We start from the raw sequence: 15,373 nt of genomic DNA, 5'->3' as shown, positions 1-15,373 counted from the left end.
ATGGCGTGCCGTTGGTCGTGATGCCGATGGGGCGTGATCACGCCGACAACGCCGCGAGGCTGGAATGGCTGGGCGCCGGCGTGCGACTTTCTGAACGCGCTTCGTCAGGTCGGATCAAACGCGCTCTGGTTCAGGTGCTGGACAACGCACGATATCGCGAAAACGCGCAGCGCTTCGCGAAGCGCCTGTCGGATTGCGACGTCAGTTCGAGACGCGCCGCCGACTTGATCGCATCGCTCGCACGAACTGACCAGGCTTTGGCTGCTTAAGCGGGCAGGACTAGCAACATCGACGCGCTATGGCGCCGCCGGGCATCGGCCACCGAAACAGGGACAGCTTCCTATGAGTGAGATCGGAAAACGGGTGTGGGTGATCGCGGAAGGCTATATTCCGAGCGACAGCACGGGCCCAAGCCCGGCGATGATCAGCCATGAAACGGCTTGCATCCTCAATCCCGGCGACGCGTCGACCGAGGTGGAGATCACGCTTTTCTTCGAGGATCGCGAACCGGTCGGCCCTTATAAGCTGACGGTCGGCGGTCGGCGGACCAAACATGTCCGCTTTAATGACCTACAGGATCCTAAGCCCGTGCCCCGCGATACGGACTATGCAAGCGTCATTCGCTCACAGCACCCGATCGTCGTCCAGCATACGCGTCTGGATTCGCGGCAAGCGGCGAATGCGATCATGACGACCATCGCCTACAGTGTATGAAGGCCGGGACGATTTGATGGGTCATCGGCCGCTAGTCGCTATCGAGGAACACCGCCTTGCTAGCCCTCGGCGGCTATTGATGCAGCTAGGTTAGATTTGAAAGGTTTGCCACCTAACCAGGTTGAGCCCGCCAGTGCGAGCTATGCCTGGGACAAAGGGTCAATCAAACAAACCGCTACCGTCAGACTGTCTTGACCGAAGGGTTCGAACCAGTTTTAGTTGAAGTGGTCTAAGTCTGCGGAACCGTCAGGATAAAGTCTGCACGACATTTTCTATACAAATTCCCTTAAGTGCTGAAGAAGAACGCGGGCGACGGGTTTGTTGACGATCTATCTCGCCGTCGCTCGGACCTCACGGATTGGAACATAATCAAACTTTGCGGGGTTTACGGTTGGGTCGTTCCCAGCTGACCTGTCGGTAACATTTGGCCGTCATCCTCCGGGATGGCGGCCATCACTCATTCAGAAGCCCTGTGATCGTGTGAGCGCCAATAGACGGATTTGTTCGAAGTCTTGAGCCTAGGATCGCAGGTCCACATTGAAGGCAGATCCTGGCCTGGTGGATCGCCTAGGGGAGCCCGCACGATCTGGTAGATTTCGGTGGAACCAGAAAAGGCGCTCGGTGATTTGCTGTCCGAGACCGTTTGCGACGACCAGTTTCATATGTTGCGAGACGTGAGCCGCCGCCCCTAGGGGTGTCGGCTTTGACATCCTTATTCCCCCTGGTGATGAGTAGCGATGGACTGGGGCCCTTCAACAGCGAGCTCAGCTTGTCTCTTGACCCGGCCCCGGCGCGATTGGTTTGCCTCTGACAAACTTAATATCCGGGTCGGCCTTCATGGCCATAAGATTCCAGTAGACCGCCTTTCCAAGAAGCTTTGCTCGCAAGAAAGGTTGGTCTCGCCGAGGGCGTCACGGATAAATCCATCGACCTTCGTCCGCCTGCTGCCGTTTGGTGCGTTGATCATTGCCCTCGCTCGATCAAATCAACAGCAATAGGAGCGATGTCGCAGCTGCCGCATACGCATTAGCAGGGTAGTAGAACCCCCATTATTGCGTGCGGTTCCGCGCTTTCGATACAGCGTTCAGGTTCGCAAAGGCTCTGTGTTGAGCAGCGACGCAACGGCGTTGATGATCTGGGCCGCAACAAACGGTTTCTCAATGAGGATGCTATCAGGGACGCCCTGAGCGCGCCATTCATGGCTGCTGTCGCCGGTCACATAAATCACCGGCAAACTTGGGTTCATTTCGCGAGCTGCCCGGGCGACATCCCAGCCCGTGGCTTCATCGCCTAGATTCACGTCCGTCACGAGCGCACGGCACGCTCCGCCGAATTCGGCAAAAAGGTCATTGGCTTCTGCAGCTGAAGATGCCGACTTGTGGGCGAACCCCCCATCCTCGAGCGCTTGTTCAATCGTGAGCATGACAAGAGCGTCGTCATCGACGACGAACACACACACAGTTTCTAGCAACTAAATCTCCCGCGCAGGACGGATCGCATAACGGGAATTTATGTGCGGTGTTCCCCGGTAGATCATCAGCTGTATCCTGTGTGCCAAACCCGACACTGGCGCGCAGTCGACAGCGGGTGAGCCGTCACAGCGGAAGCACATGGGCGCGCTCATAATGTCCATTATGAGCGCTCCTAATCGGCGACGCGAAAACGACGAAGGGCGGGTCGGGACACTCGAGCGCCTCACGAACCATCAGGGAAAAATCATCAATCCGGCCAGGCTTTGCCATGATACTGAACCCCACATCCGCCTCTTCCACCTCGTGGATTTCGGACGCAGAGCTCAAGCGGTCCAATAAGTCAGTCATTCAAATGTTCCTCGCAGGGACTGCTGATCACTCACCGGCGGATCTGGCTTGTAGCTCAGACATAGCAGACCTGACCTAGCATAGTCGCCTACCGACCGCCGCCCAATGTTAGAGCGGCGGCCGTCTCGCTGGGTCGTGCTAGTTCATCGCGTCAAGCAAGGCTTGAGCGCGGTCTCGGTGCATCGTCACGGGTGCGATCAGCTCGCGAGCCAAACTGGCTAGGCCAGGCGCTTCAGCATTGTCGGAAAATCCATTGAGTAGTGTGAGTGTCTCGTTGTGAGCGGCGACTTGCTGGTTGAGATAGATCTTGTCGAAATCATCAGGCGTTGCCGCACTCAGGTTATCGACCAAGCCTTTCCGACGTTCATCAAGCGCGGTTGGGATCGCAATATCCGGTTCAGCGGCAGCGGCTGCGGTCTGTAGCTTCTGGCCAGCGTCAGTGTGGTCCTTGGTAATCATTGCAGCCAGCGCCTTGACGTCGGCGTTCTTGGATTTGGCCGCCGCCACTTTAGCTGCTTCCAACTCGTACATGTTGCCGATGGCCAAGTTAGTGACGAAGCCGTCGACCGTATTGGCGCCCATGGTCATCGCTGAAGTCTGACCGACGATGCCCGATGTGGCGTCCTGAGTCGCGTTGACGGCTTCGCTGGTGTTCTGACCCGCGCTGTCGCCGCCCTGATTACAGGCTGCGAGAAGAGCTATGGAAGCGACGCTGACTATGGCGAGATATTTCATGGAATGGGTCTCCCTATAAACTTGGACAAAACCCCTTTAGAGCACGTCAGTTCCCACCGGGACCCGTCACGCTCGCCCCCCCCCTTATGGGGGAAGCGGCCACCAATGAAAGCGCCGTTGTCGCGCACGGATCGGGTTCAGCATCATTGTCTACTGGGAACTAGCGGCCGCATCAGTTGATTGTGGTGTCGGTGCCGGCCTTGAAGTGTGGCGGCCCGGCAAGTGCGCCACCTCGCGCGACGGACGGTCCTTTTCCTCTCCTGGTTGGGCTGTCCGTCGCTAAAAAAGATATCGGCGAAAACCTTCGTTTTAGACTGCAGTCACGTGTGAGAACCCGTTCGGGGAAGTGCTGGCGTCCTGATCGGTCGTGAGATAGTTGAGAAGAGTTCAGGATCTGATGGAGACGTCTGTAATGGCGCGCGGCACCGTTAAATTCTTCAATTCCGCGAAGGGCTACGGTTTTATCTCGCCGGAAGATGGAGGACAGGACGTCTTTGTCCATGTTTCGGCCGTGCAACAGAGCGGTCTTGTCGGTATCGATGAAGGCGACCAGATAGCATACGAGCTCGAACAGGATCGCCCATCTGGAAAGTCATCCGCCGTCGACCTTGTCATGATCAGCCAGGGCGCCGGCTCGGTCCGCGCCCCTATCCAGCGCCGTTTCGATAACGCCTTGCGCGACCGACGCAGCGGCGGCGATCCCATGGGCTCCGGAGACGGCGTGGTGAAGTGGTTCAACCCAATCAAAGGTTTCGGCTTTATCGCGCCAAGCGACGGCGGTCCCGATGTCTTCGTCCACGCCTCGGCGGTTGAGCGCGCCGGTTTGTCCGGTCTTAACGATGGACAGGCGGTCGCCTACGATCTGGAAAGGTCGCGGGCTGGCAAGGCGTCCGCCACCAACCTACGAATTTCTGACCGATAGAAGGCGCGGATCCGAACCACATTGTTCAGCCGATCCAACCTTCCTGTGGGTTTGTTGCGGGAAACCGCAAGCTCATTTCGGGTTGCGTCAGGCCTTCCGCGTCGTACGTTGTCCAAATCGCTGCGGCCAACAGCGTGTCTTTCTGCACTACCCACTTGCGAATATTCGCCCCTCATTCTATCGCGACATGCGCACCAAGCGAGTTAATGCTGGTGGACGAGCGGGGCGAGCGAAAGAACGAAGCTTGGCGTTTTGGTTCCCCTTCACATTGTTGAAGTACTTAGAGCGAACGTCAGATCGGAAAGACGACTTCACACGTCAACCCGCTTTGATTCCAGCTCTTGGTGACTTCGGCTTTCAATTGTTCAGCAAGGCTGGCGATCAAAAGCGTGCCGAAGCCTTCACGGTGCGGCCGAGCTAAGCCCGATCCTCCTGTCTCTCGCCAGATCAAATGAACCTGATCAACCTCAAGTGTCCAACTCACCGAGACCTTTCCCGCCGGGTGGCTGCACGCGCCGTATTTGTTAGCGTTTGTGGCAAGCTCGTGGACCAGCATGCTTAAAGGTTGCACCTGGGTCGGAGCCAGATAAACGGGCGGCCCCTCATAGCTGGTCTGCTCCCTCGGGCACATCGCCATAAGTTCGTCGCGGACGACGTCCCGCAGACATCCGTCTTCCCAATGCCGATTGGCAAGCGAAGTATGGGCGCGAGCGATCGCACTGATGCGGCCGGAGAGGACAGTCTTGTAGACTTGAAGGTCATCGGCCTTGGTGAGCCGCACCAACGATTGCACGACCGCCATGACGTTGCGCGCGCGGTGATCCACCTCGCGCATGAGCAGTTGTCGAGCTTCCTCCATCTTCTTCTCGTCGGTGATGTCGCGCACCTCGATGATCGTGCCGACCACCTTAGCTTCTTCATCATGGACAGGACTGGCGGTGAAGGCGACGGGGTAGAAGCGACCAGATTTGTGGACGAAGACTTCCTCGCCTTGAGTATTAGCGTTCTCAGGAAAGGCGCGGTCGATGGCGCATTCGTCTAGCGGGAACGGCGATCCGTTTGGGCGCGTGTGGTGGATTACGTTATGCAGAGGACGGCCCAACACCTCCTCAAGCGTAAATCCAGTCAGCCGCTCCGCTGCTGCATTCATGTAGATGCAGTGCTGCATCTCATTCATCAGAAAAATCGACACGCTGGCGTTGTCCAGCACTGCACTGAGGCGCCGTTCCGTGTCCCGCAGTCGAACTTCGGTCGCTTCACGCCGCACAATCTCGGCCTTGGCGCGCTCGTAAAGCTGAGCATTATCTATTCCTACCGCCGCATGCTGCGATATGCCCACAGCGACCCGCTCGTGCCAGTCGCTAAAGCGGCCAGGCTCGCGGTGCCCGAAGAACAACCCCCCGATGACGTCCCCGGACCGGGACTTCACCGGAACCGCAAGATAGCTCCGCACCGGCAGGTGGCCCGAAGGCATGCCATAGTGAGGCGCCCATTGGCCGTATCGCGGATCAACTGTGATGTCGTCTGATCGAACAACCCCGTTACCCTTGAACGTCGGCTCGAAGACCGGTGTCGCGCGTGGGTGAGGGTAACTGGAAAACGCGCTGCGCTCGGCGCCTGACAGAGAATACAGGCTCAACGCCTCACCAGCCTCGCCGATGACGTTGTAGAAAAACGCACCAAACTGTGCGGCTGTCAGTTCCACCGCGATATCGACTACAGTCTGCACAAGGGCGTCGAATTCAAGGTTGGCCGCGATAAGCCCAGCGGTTTCGTTGATTGCACGAACGGCGCGAAGCTCATCGGAACTTGCGTCGGCATCTATGAGCGAGATAACGCTAGACATCTAAGGTCGACCGCCCTTGTTGGCACAGCAGAAGTGCCGGAGGTGGCGATCTTAGTCACACGAGATCACAAGAGAAGCCGAATTATCTATGCTTCGCGCGATCCCCCGCAGATCATTTCGAAGCTTACTTCGACGGGCCTTTACCTGCGCCACACCATGCCAACTCGGCGTTCGCGTATTGGCTGATGAGAAGGGATGAGCCTGGCGCAGTCGTTCTGCCTCAGGTGTGGGCCAGGTTTAGCCCGTTCGAGGAATTGACCACCGCTAAGCACGATCAGTCGCGTCTCGTTCAAGCCGTCCAGCGTGCGCGAGACATGTCGGTCTCGCTTCCCCGCCTCGGCCCACCCGCTTTTTCGAAATCCTGCGCAGGTGATCGAGAAGTACCGATCCTTTGGCGCGAGTTAGGCCGGGCTCGGCCAAACTGGGCGCCGCGGGAAAATGATGGATCGCTGAGCACGTCGGCCGGGAGGCGACAGCGACGGCAGCCGTCAAGCCTGCGGCTTCACCGCGTTCCCATCCCAAGCTGCGATTGACGACGACGCCCGCAACGACACGTCATCATCCGACCAAACCGCCGCCGTTGAGCGGCTGCGGACTGTCTGGGCGAACTTGGCCTCTCCTACGCTGCGGCCGCCAACTCTGGAATAATGGACTCTATGGACAGCAAGCTAATCAGGTCACCGTCTACCGCGAACACGCCCGCAATCACGCCCAGATCTGGTCCTGCCAGTTCCGGCGCGTCCTGTCGCAGAGCATCATCAAGATGAATGATATCCGACACGCCTTCCACCAGAAGCCCGACTGTTCGGCGACCACACTCGACGACGATGATCGCATGGCGGGCCGAGGGATCATCCGCGGGAAGACCGAGGCGAGCCGCCAGGTCTAGGATCGGCAGTACGAGCCCCCTCAGGTTCACGACTCCCTTCATATAGTCGGGTGCATGGGGAAGCGGGGTTGCAGGACTCCATCCCCGAATCTCCTGAATAGCTTGGATGTCGATACAGTAGGACTGCCCGCCGACGCGAAACTGGACGTACTCGCGCATGCCGGCATTAGAACCCGCAGTCGCGCGCCCAGTGATCGATGCGGACGCCATCAGAATTCTTCCCAAGCATCAACCTCAGCCGTGAGCTTCGGAGCGGCCCCGCCCCGGCCCACAGTCTTGAGACTATGCACCGTGCGGCGAACCGCGTTTTGGGGTAATGGCGCGGGCGAGTGCGACGCGGGGAGACGAGGCTGGCCTTGAGCACCCACACCGACATTGAACTGCGCCACCGATGCCTGGAGGCTTAGCGCTTCTTGGGCAAGCGAATGGCTGGCGGCTGTCGATTCTTCGACCATGGCCGCGTTTTGCTGCGTCACCTGATCCATCTGGTTCACTGCCGTATTCACTTCGGCTAGACCCACCGCTTGCTCCTGCGACGAGGCCGCCATCTCGCTGACCAGACGATCGATTTGATCGACGCGGTCCACGATCCGCTGCAGTGACTGCCCGGTTTCTCCGACAAGCTTGACTCCGGAGCCGACCTGAGTTGTGGAAGCTGAGATTAGGGTCTTGATCTCTTTCGCCGCTTCAGCGGAACGCTGGGCCAGGGCCCGGACTTCGGAAGCGACAACGGCGAACCCTCGACCCGCTTCACCGGCCCGCGCGGCTTCCACACCGGCGTTCAAAGCGAGCAGGTTGGTTTGGAAGGCGATCTCGTCGATCACGCCAATAATCTGATTAATTTGGGCCGACGACGACTCAATGGCTTCCATTGCTGAGACGGCGTCTCTCACCACTGCCCCCGACGTTTCAGCATCACCCTTGGCTGCGCGCACCACCTCTGAAGCCTCGCGCGCTCCGTTGGCTGTACGTTTAACCGTCGCGGTGATCTCATCCAAAGCTGCGGCCGTCTGTTCGAGACTTGCGGCCTGCTGTTCCGTGCGTCGCGACAAATCGTCGGCGGCTTGGGATATTTCGCCGGCACCCGATCGAATGCCCGCCACATTCCCGAGCACCACGCCCATGGCCTCTTGAAGGCGGGCGATGGCCGTATTGAAGTCCATCTTCAGCTTGGCGTAGTCCCCGGGGAAGTCTTTGACGATTGTGAAGGTCAAATCGCCCTTCATCAGATGGTCGAGACCTTCGCCGAGCGCCTCAACAACCGACGCCTGTTCTTTGGCGCGAGCTTCCGAGGCGCGTTGGTTGCGAGCGCGTTCTTCATCGGATTGCAAGCGAAGGGCCGCGCCCTCGGCCTCAAGCTGCGACTTCTCGATTGCGGCATCCCGGAAGATGATTAGGGCTGAGCCCATTCCACCAAGTTCGTCTTTGCGAGCCGCTTCCGGCACCTCGATCCCTGTATTGCCGGAGGAAAGCTGCCTCATCCGGCCGGCAAGACCTGTCACGGCGTTTACAATCGACCGCGAGACAATAAACCCGCAAGTAAGGGCGGCGAGGATGGCGACCGACAGGGCGATCAATGTCATGCGTATGGTGTCGGCGCTCTGCTTTGTCAGGGCTTTTGATTTCGCCGCGCTGGAAGCGACTTTGCTGTCCGTAAATGCTGTCAGTCTTGGGATCATCGCCGTAATCTTGGCGTCCATCTCGGTGAGAACGGCTCGCCCCCCGGCTACATCATTCGCCATTCCAAGCGCCACAGATTGCTCGGACAGTCGCGTGATCTCAGCTAGGGGTGCCCTGAAGCGTTGAATTTCTTCATTCCAAGCGGGCGCGGTGGTCTGAGCCTCATCGAGCAACTTCGAAATCGTTGCAATCTGCTCTTTGGCCCGATCCGCAGCTTGTTGAGCCTGCGCCGAAGACCCGTCGTAAACGAACGTCTGGTAAGTGCTATAAGCCAGACCCTGCATGGACCGGTTCACGCGGATCATCCGGACCATCGCGACGTTTTCTACGTCGATCAGCTCATGAAATTCCGAATCCAGCTTTTGCATCTGCAAGGCGCTGTACCCGGCGCCCAGAAGCCCAACTAGGGCCAGCAAAATTAGCGGTCCAACGATCTTCGTTGATATCTTGATATTAGAAAGCAACCCGGTCATTCACGCCCCCGTAAAATCGCAACATGACAATCTGTCAGTCCCTATCATCCTGAAGCTGTGGGAGTTTCTGGGACATTGAAATGGCGTTACGGAGGTTTGCTTATGCCTGGGCGATTTCGCTCATTCTCCGTTGCTGCGCCACATTCCGGGTTCAGACATAAGCATGGCCCTACACTCCACACCGTTCTTTGACTGAGCGCTTAGCGCCAATCTCTGCAGTGGGTCGATTGCGAGCCAGGCGTTTGTCCAAAGACCCCAGTGGATGCCTCGATCGCCAGAGGCATTTCATGATTCAGTCTAGCGGTCTCAGGTGGTCGAGGCACCAAAACTATCGCGATACCCAGCGCTGTCTTTTGATAACTCTAAGCCATCAATCAACGTCAGCCCTCCCGAAGTCACGACCATTGCCGGTGTTGGAAAGCAGCACCAAGTCTTTCAGCCCTGTCGCATCTGAACATCCAAGATCGCGGCCGCCAACCAACCGCATTCTGTTGCAGCCACAAGAGAAGCCGGGAGACGTTGATGACAGGCTATTGGGCTGGGCAAGCGGATTTCGCCGTGCCACGATCGTCGGATGATCGGGGAACAACTTACAGCAGAACGTCGGCGTCTTGCGATGCTACAGTCTCTGGGATTTGTCCCAGGCCACCGCGATCAAAGTCTGGAGGTTCTGGCCGCGCTCGCCGCCAATCTTGCCGAGTCAGCCATCGGGATGATCAGCCTCGTTGAGCACGAGCGCACCTATGTCCTCGGCGCCGCCGGTTTCGACCCTGATATAACCGACCCGGCACACAGCTTTTGCCGCCACACGGTGGCAAACGGAACCGGCGTTTTATGGGTGCAAGATGCCATGGGAGACCCTCAGTTTCGTAGGAGTCGCTACGTGACCGGAGAACCCTACATTCGGTTTTATGCGGGGTTTCCGTTGACCGTAAACGGGGAAACGGTCGGCGTGATGAGCGTCCTCGATCTTCAACCTAAAGGGTATGACCCAGGTCATGTTTCGCGCTTAAAATTGCTGGCTAAAGCCTGCGAGGCCGAACTCACGGAGCGTCACCGCACCGCAGCGATGCGCCAAGCGTTAGCCGCTTCTGCAGACGCCTTAATCGATTGCGACTTCGCAGGCGTGGTTGTGAGCTGGTCAGAGGGCGCGGAACGCTTGTTCGGCTTTTCAGCCACGGAGGCTCTCGGCGCTGACGTCGCGATCATTATCCCCCCTGAGCAACAAGAGGCGCATCGGACGGGAATACGACGGTGGCAAGAGAGCGGATCCGCGCGATTGGGGCGTCGCCTCGAACTGCCAGCTCGGCGACGAGACGGCTCCGAACTTGATATCGAACTTTGGATGTCTGTCTCTCATGAAGGCGGGGCGCCGCGGATACACGCCAACATAAGAGACATCTCTGCGCGCAAGGCCCAAGCGAGGGACATTGAACGCGCAGAAGCCCGGTCAAGGGAGCTTGAGGCGCAGCTCAATCAGGTTTGGCGCCTAAACTCACTCGGGGAAATGGCGGCGACGCTGTCTCACGAAATGAACCAGCCGCTCGGAGCCGCCACGACCTACATCCACGCCAGCCAACATGTCCTTCAGAGAGCCGACCCGATCAGCCGAAGCGCGAGCCAAACGCTCGATCTCGCGAAAGCGCAGCTGTTGCGAGCGGGATCGATCATTCGTCGCATGCGGGAACTGCTCTCCCATGACAAACGCGAGCCTCAGGTCGAGCGTGTCTCTGAAATGGTGAGCGATCTGAATGAGATCTTCACCCTGATACAACGCGACGCCGGCGTCGGTCTCGAGATAGAGATAGATAAGAGCAACGATTACGTCATAGCTGAACGCATTCAGTTCCAACAGGCGTTGACGAACCTCGTGCGAAACGCCGCCGAGGCCTTGGTGGGACGCCCCGATGGGGTGATCCGGGTAACTGGAAGGGCGATCTCGCAGGCGGCCTTTGAGCTCAGCGTTTTGGATAATGGGCCTGGCGTGGCTTCCGACCAGGTGGAAGCGATTTTCAGACCTCTAATGACCACGAAGACTTCGGGTATGGGGCTTGGATTGTCCGTGACAAGAACTATTATCGAACGCCACGGGGGATCTCTTCGCGTCACTCGCAGCGACTTAGGCGGGGCGGCGTTTGCATTTTGCCTAACCCGAGACGCCGGCGAACAGGCATGACAAATCATCCGGTTTTTGTAATCGAAGACGATCCCGGGATGAGGGACTCGCTTGTCACTTTATTACGATTGAACGGCTTGCAGGTCAGAGGATTCCAGAGCGGCGAAGACTTCTTCGACCGTCTGCCAGATGTGCCCTCCGCTTGCGTTGTCACAGATCTTCGCATGCCGGGCATAACTGGCGCAGACGTTGTCCGACGTTTAAAGGAACTTCGAAACGGGGTCTGGCTCGTCATAGTGCTGACCGGGCACGCCGATGTCCCTATCGCGGTCCAACTCATGAAAGACGGGATCGTCGACTTCATAGAGAAGCCATTCGACCCTGAAAGACTTCTCGAGTCTTTGCGAGGCTGCGCCAGCCTGCTGACCAATCTCCGCGCCGACCGCACAGACAAGGAGCAGGTCGATGAGCGCTTTAGACGTTTGACGCCGCGTGAACGTCAAGTCTTCGATGCCTTGGTGAAGGGAGGCACGAACAGGACCATCGGAGGCGATCTGGGGCTAAGCCCGCGCACCGTTGAGATCTTCAGATCCAAAATCATGAAGAAGATGGGCGCGACTAGTGTCGTCGAACTTGTTCAAACGAGCGTCAAGCACGGGCTGTAGACTGGGCTTTGCAGATCGCTGATACAATGCAAAGCGACCACCGCCTCCAGCGGCCGGTTATCAGAGGCGACCTGTCTCTCGAGTTCGCAGCAAGCAATGAATTCGCCTAGGGCTTCCATCCGCTCTGACGGAGTCACGAGACAATAGGAACAGGAAACGACTCAAAAGGGGCGCTAGGGCTTCATCTCAGGAATAGGAAACCGACAGGCCAACATTAAAAGCCTAGCGCTCGTTCCAGTTTTCGGCCCGCGGAGCCCCACTTCCAGCCGTGCGGAGCATCGCCCGCGAACGCGCGCCTCGTGGGACGAAGGTATGTATGCGCGCGCCCTCCGGAGGCTGGCCGTCAGCGCCCCCGGGGGAAAAAGTTGGCTCCACTGTGAAGCGAGACACCAGCGCTTCCAACGCTCCCGCCTCGGCCTTCAGTGAATGGCTCGCGGCGGTGGACTCTTCGACCATCGCTGCATTCTGTTGCGTCATCTGGTCCATCTGGTTCACAGCGACGTTGACCTGCTGCAAGGCGGTAGACTGTTCATGCGCCGAAGCCGCGATTTCCGAAACGAGGCTGTCGATCTGGGCGACCCGGCTCACGATGCGCTGAAGCGCTTGACCGGTCTGTCCGACCATGGCCACACCTGCATTGACCTGAGCGGTCGAGGCCGAGATCAGAACTTTAATCTCCTTAGCGGCCTCCGCAGAACGCTGAGCCAAAGCGCGAACCTCGGACGCGACAACCGCGAAACCCCGGCCCGCATCTCCGGCGCGGGCCGCTTCGACGCCTGCGTTGAGCGCCAGAAGATTTGTCTGGAAAGCGATCTCGTCGATCACACCTATGATCTGGCTAATCTCTTGTGCCGAGGTCTCGATTGCGCCCATAGCGCCGACCGCATCACGGACAATCGCACCAGAAGTATCTGCGTCGACCTTGGCCGCCTCGACTGTCTCGGCGGCCTGATGTGCGCCGGAGGCCGTGCGATTCACTGTGGCGGTGATTTGATCAAGGGCTGCGGCCGTCTCTTCCAGGCTTGCGGCTTGCTGTTCGGTACGGCGGGATAGATCATCTGAGGCGGCAGCGATCTCCTCCGATCCGTTCAGGACGTTGCTGGCCGCGCCGGAGATGGATTGGAGCGTCGCTGCCAAGGTTTCTGCTGTCGTGTTGAAATCGTCCTTTACGGTCTGGAAGCGGGCTTCAACATCTACCTCGATGCGTGCGGTAAGATCTCCGGCCGCGAGCTTCTTCAGGCCTTCCGTCAACGCAGCCATCATCAGGTTTTGCTGATCCTCAGCGTCCTGACGCAGCCGTTCCGCGGTTTTCCGTTTCGTCTCCAAGGCCTCCAGATAAACAGACACCGCGAGATCCATGTCCAGGAGCGTCGCCTTCACCAAAGCGCCCACTTCACCGGCCGTCGATCCCGCTGTGACGCCGTGGGTCCGCAGAGCATGCTTAGGCCACCGCGACTCGATCACCTTCCCGACCATAGCCTCGAGCACCAAGGCATAGCCGCCAATGTACCAACGGGGTTCCAAGCCGATTCTGGCGTGAACTTGGCCAACGGTATTGACACCTTGTGCATAGCTGTCGTCGTAGAGACCGCTCGAAATAATGTCCCAATGCGCAAGCTGTTTCTTATGAGCAATGTCGATATGGCCATCATCACTGAAGAAAGCCATCGTCTCCGGCGTTGCTCGAACCTGCGCGTAGAATGCGTCAAGCGCGGCCGGCATTTCCTTCATGATCAGCGGTTTGATTGACTTAATGCGGGAGCGGGCGGTCTCATCAAGTTTCATGAACTTGATCCGGCTCTCGACAGCTTGGTTTGACACGGCGCAGCCTCCCTCAGACCGGTTGGCGACCCCCGGATCGCCTCGTTGCCGAAAAATTATTGCAACGCAGATAACGACGACTTACCGCCTTCATACGTAAATCTCCGCATGACAGACCGAGCCACAGCGTCACGGCAAACTGTGTTGGATTCCACTGAATAGCGGGCGCTTGACGAGGATAGCTTCGCCTCGATCAAAGACGCTCCTGCCGACAGAGAATACCGCAAGTTCTATACGTGATGAGCCGGGTGACTACCCGGCTTTACGCTGAATCTTCAGGAGCGCTCTAGGCCCAGTCCCGACCGCTTCCGTACACTGGCAATCTGGTATGAGCTTTGGATCGGTCTCCTCAATCGTCATCTGGCCGGGCGGCACCGCGAGTACGCGCACGCGATCGAGCTGGCTAACCGTTGACCCATAGGCCGGCCCAGACATAACGTATTGAATACTGACTTTACGGCCAACGACAGACTACTCGCCATTTCCTACGGTCACAATCGGCTCCATCCACGGCGCATGTTCTGTATCGTGAAAGTCTATAACCGCACTCCATGCCTCGTACCGACGTTCTCCCACCGCACGGCGCGATATGATGTCGAGCCCCTTATGGCTCTCATCCCTGGAGAGCATGGCAAGAATGACATTGAGATCTTGAGAGGCGCCTTCCAACACATGAATGATTGTCCGCCTGTCCGTCATCAAAACGCCGGTTACGCTATGGGCCCGTGCGTGCGCTTTGGCGTTCCTTAGCAGAGTCGCCAAACTCAAACTGCTATAGGATTTGTAGCCCGCCGAACTACAGCAAAGTATTCGTTCAAGTTCTGCCTTCATGACACTCTGCGCCAGAAAACCAGTACGGCAGCCACGCGGCTCCGGTGTATTGGTCCATGATTATCGCCGCTCGCGGCGTGCGCGAAATCGGCTCAGGCCGCCTCGCGGATGGACGGCATGAGATTGTCCAGATCAAGCAGGCTGATCAGCGCGCTGTCGACGGCGAAGACGCCGGAGACGACGCTGGCGCCCTGGCCCTCGCCCATGTTCGGCGGATCCTGACGCGCCGCGTCATCCAGTTGCATGATATCCGATACCCCCTCGACCAGTAGGCCGACGGTGCGTTCGCCGCAACGCACGACGACGATGGCGTGACGCGCGGAAGGCTCGGTCGCGGGCAGGCCCAGCCGCACCGCCAGATCGATGATCGGCAGCACCGTGCCGCGCAGATTGACCACGCCCTTCATATAGGCCGGCGCGCCGGGCAGAGGCGTGGTTGCCGTCCAACCCCGAATCTCCAGCACCGAGGTGATGTCGATGCAGAAGGCCTGGTCCCCCACGCGGAAACCGACCAGTTCACGTTGGCCCGGCGCACGTCCCGACATCAGAACTCTTCCCAGTCCGACTGAACGGCGGCCGCAGCGGCCCGCCCGCCCCCGCCGGCCGCCATGCGGGCGCGAGCAGGCGCGGCGTGGGCCCGAGCGAAGCTTTCGACCCGCGCCTTCATCTGCTGGACGGGGGCCTTGTGGATCGGCGTCGGGGCCGCGGCGACCTTGCTGGTCTCGAAGCGGCCGACAAGTTCGGCCAGTTCGGCGGCGTCGCGGCTCAGGCTCAGGCTAGCGGCGGTCGATTGCTCGACCATGGCGGCGTTCTGCTGGGTGACCTGGTCCATCTGGTTCACGGCGGTGTTGACCTCGGCCA

Annotated in this window: 14 protein-coding genes and 2 pseudogenes; 6 read left to right on the top strand and 10 right to left on the bottom strand. The window is 58.8% G+C overall.

All coding sequences use genetic code 11. The features are described 5' to 3' along the window. Positions 1-269 (top strand): glycosyltransferase (locus RT123_RS13315; protein WP_409514915.1); only part of this gene is annotated, 269 nt, incomplete at its 5' end. 73 nt (positions 270-342) lie between these two features. Next, entirely contained in the window at positions 343-714 is a 372-nt protein-coding gene (locus tag RT123_RS13310; protein ID WP_313009589.1) for a sensory rhodopsin transducer, read from the top strand. 1,084 nt (positions 715-1,798) lie between these two features. Here the strand turns inward: RT123_RS13310 and RT123_RS13305 are convergent. From RT123_RS13305 to RT123_RS13295, 3 genes are all read right to left on the bottom strand, one after another. Next, a complete protein-coding gene (locus tag RT123_RS13305; protein WP_313009588.1) occupies positions 1,799-2,167 on the bottom strand; it encodes a response regulator in 369 nt (122 codons plus the stop codon). A gap of 142 nt (positions 2,168-2,309) precedes the next feature. Then, complete coding sequence (locus tag RT123_RS13300; protein WP_313009586.1) at positions 2,310-2,534, bottom strand: hypothetical protein; 225 nt, start codon at positions 2,532-2,534, stop codon at positions 2,310-2,312. Positions 2,535-2,672: 138 nt separating this feature from the next. Continuing rightward, a complete protein-coding gene (locus RT123_RS13295; RefSeq protein WP_313009584.1) occupies positions 2,673-3,269 on the bottom strand; it encodes a DUF4142 domain-containing protein in 597 nt (198 codons plus the stop codon). Between the two features lie 397 nt (positions 3,270-3,666). Here RT123_RS13295 and RT123_RS13290 point away from each other — a divergent pair. Further along, positions 3,667-3,867, top strand: a pseudogene (locus tag RT123_RS13290) (cold-shock protein); the annotation flags it as partial. 105 nt (positions 3,868-3,972) lie between these two features. Continuing rightward, positions 3,973-4,191, top strand: coding sequence for a cold-shock protein (locus RT123_RS13285; RefSeq protein WP_313009592.1), 219 nt, complete (start codon positions 3,973-3,975; stop codon positions 4,189-4,191). A 292-nt stretch (positions 4,192-4,483) separates the two neighbouring features. On the opposite strand, the gene RT123_RS13280 is transcribed toward RT123_RS13285, so the two are convergent. The 3 genes from RT123_RS13280 to RT123_RS13270 form a co-directional block, all read right to left on the bottom strand. After that, positions 4,484-6,037 carry a PAS domain S-box protein gene (locus RT123_RS13280; protein WP_313009583.1) on the bottom strand — a complete coding sequence of 518 codons (1,554 nt, stop codon included), beginning with the start codon at positions 6,035-6,037 and terminating at the stop codon, positions 4,484-4,486. A gap of 619 nt (positions 6,038-6,656) precedes the next feature. After that, positions 6,657-7,121 carry a chemotaxis protein CheW gene (locus RT123_RS13275; protein ID WP_313009590.1) on the bottom strand — a complete coding sequence of 155 codons (465 nt, stop codon included), beginning with the start codon at positions 7,119-7,121 and terminating at the stop codon, positions 6,657-6,659. 14 nt (positions 7,122-7,135) lie between these two features. Beyond that, entirely contained in the window at positions 7,136-9,079 is a 1,944-nt protein-coding gene (locus tag RT123_RS13270; RefSeq protein ID WP_313009582.1) for a methyl-accepting chemotaxis protein, read from the bottom strand. A gap of 574 nt (positions 9,080-9,653) precedes the next feature. Here RT123_RS13270 and RT123_RS13265 point away from each other — a divergent pair. Together RT123_RS13265 and RT123_RS13260 are read left to right on the top strand one after the other, a co-directional pair. After that, entirely contained in the window at positions 9,654-11,255 is a 1,602-nt protein-coding gene (locus RT123_RS13265) for an ATP-binding protein (RefSeq protein ID WP_313009581.1), read from the top strand. Further along, positions 11,252-11,860: a response regulator gene (locus RT123_RS13260; RefSeq protein ID WP_313009579.1), complete on the top strand. Its 609-nt coding sequence runs from the start codon at positions 11,252-11,254 to the stop codon at positions 11,858-11,860. The genes RT123_RS13265 and RT123_RS13260 overlap by 4 nt, the downstream gene beginning before the upstream one ends. Before the next feature lie 222 nt (positions 11,861-12,082). On the opposite strand, the gene RT123_RS13255 is transcribed toward RT123_RS13260, so the two are convergent. From RT123_RS13255 to RT123_RS13245, 4 genes and pseudogenes are all read right to left on the bottom strand, one after another. Next, positions 12,083-13,681 carry a methyl-accepting chemotaxis protein gene (locus RT123_RS13255; protein ID WP_313009578.1) on the bottom strand — a complete coding sequence of 533 codons (1,599 nt, stop codon included), beginning with the start codon at positions 13,679-13,681 and terminating at the stop codon, positions 12,083-12,085. 471 nt (positions 13,682-14,152) lie between these two features. Beyond that, the gene (locus RT123_RS15755; protein WP_409514914.1) at positions 14,153-14,512 is read right to left on the bottom strand and encodes a BLUF domain-containing protein; all 360 of its coding nucleotides are present in this window, start codon (positions 14,510-14,512) and stop codon (positions 14,153-14,155) included. Between the two features lie 92 nt (positions 14,513-14,604). Beyond that, complete coding sequence (locus tag RT123_RS13250) at positions 14,605-15,057, bottom strand: chemotaxis protein CheW (protein ID WP_313009576.1); 453 nt, start codon at positions 15,055-15,057, stop codon at positions 14,605-14,607. Continuing rightward, positions 15,057-15,373 (bottom strand): annotated as a pseudogene (locus RT123_RS13245) (chemotaxis protein); the annotation flags it as partial. The pseudogene RT123_RS13245 and the gene RT123_RS13250, both read right to left, overlap by 1 nt.

This window comes from Brevundimonas vesicularis (assembly GCF_032067225.1).
Classification (GTDB): domain Bacteria; phylum Pseudomonadota; class Alphaproteobacteria; order Caulobacterales; family Caulobacteraceae; genus Brevundimonas; species Brevundimonas vesicularis_F.
Note: the sequence above shows the minus strand (reverse complement) of the source record. Positions and strands in the feature narration are given on the sequence as shown.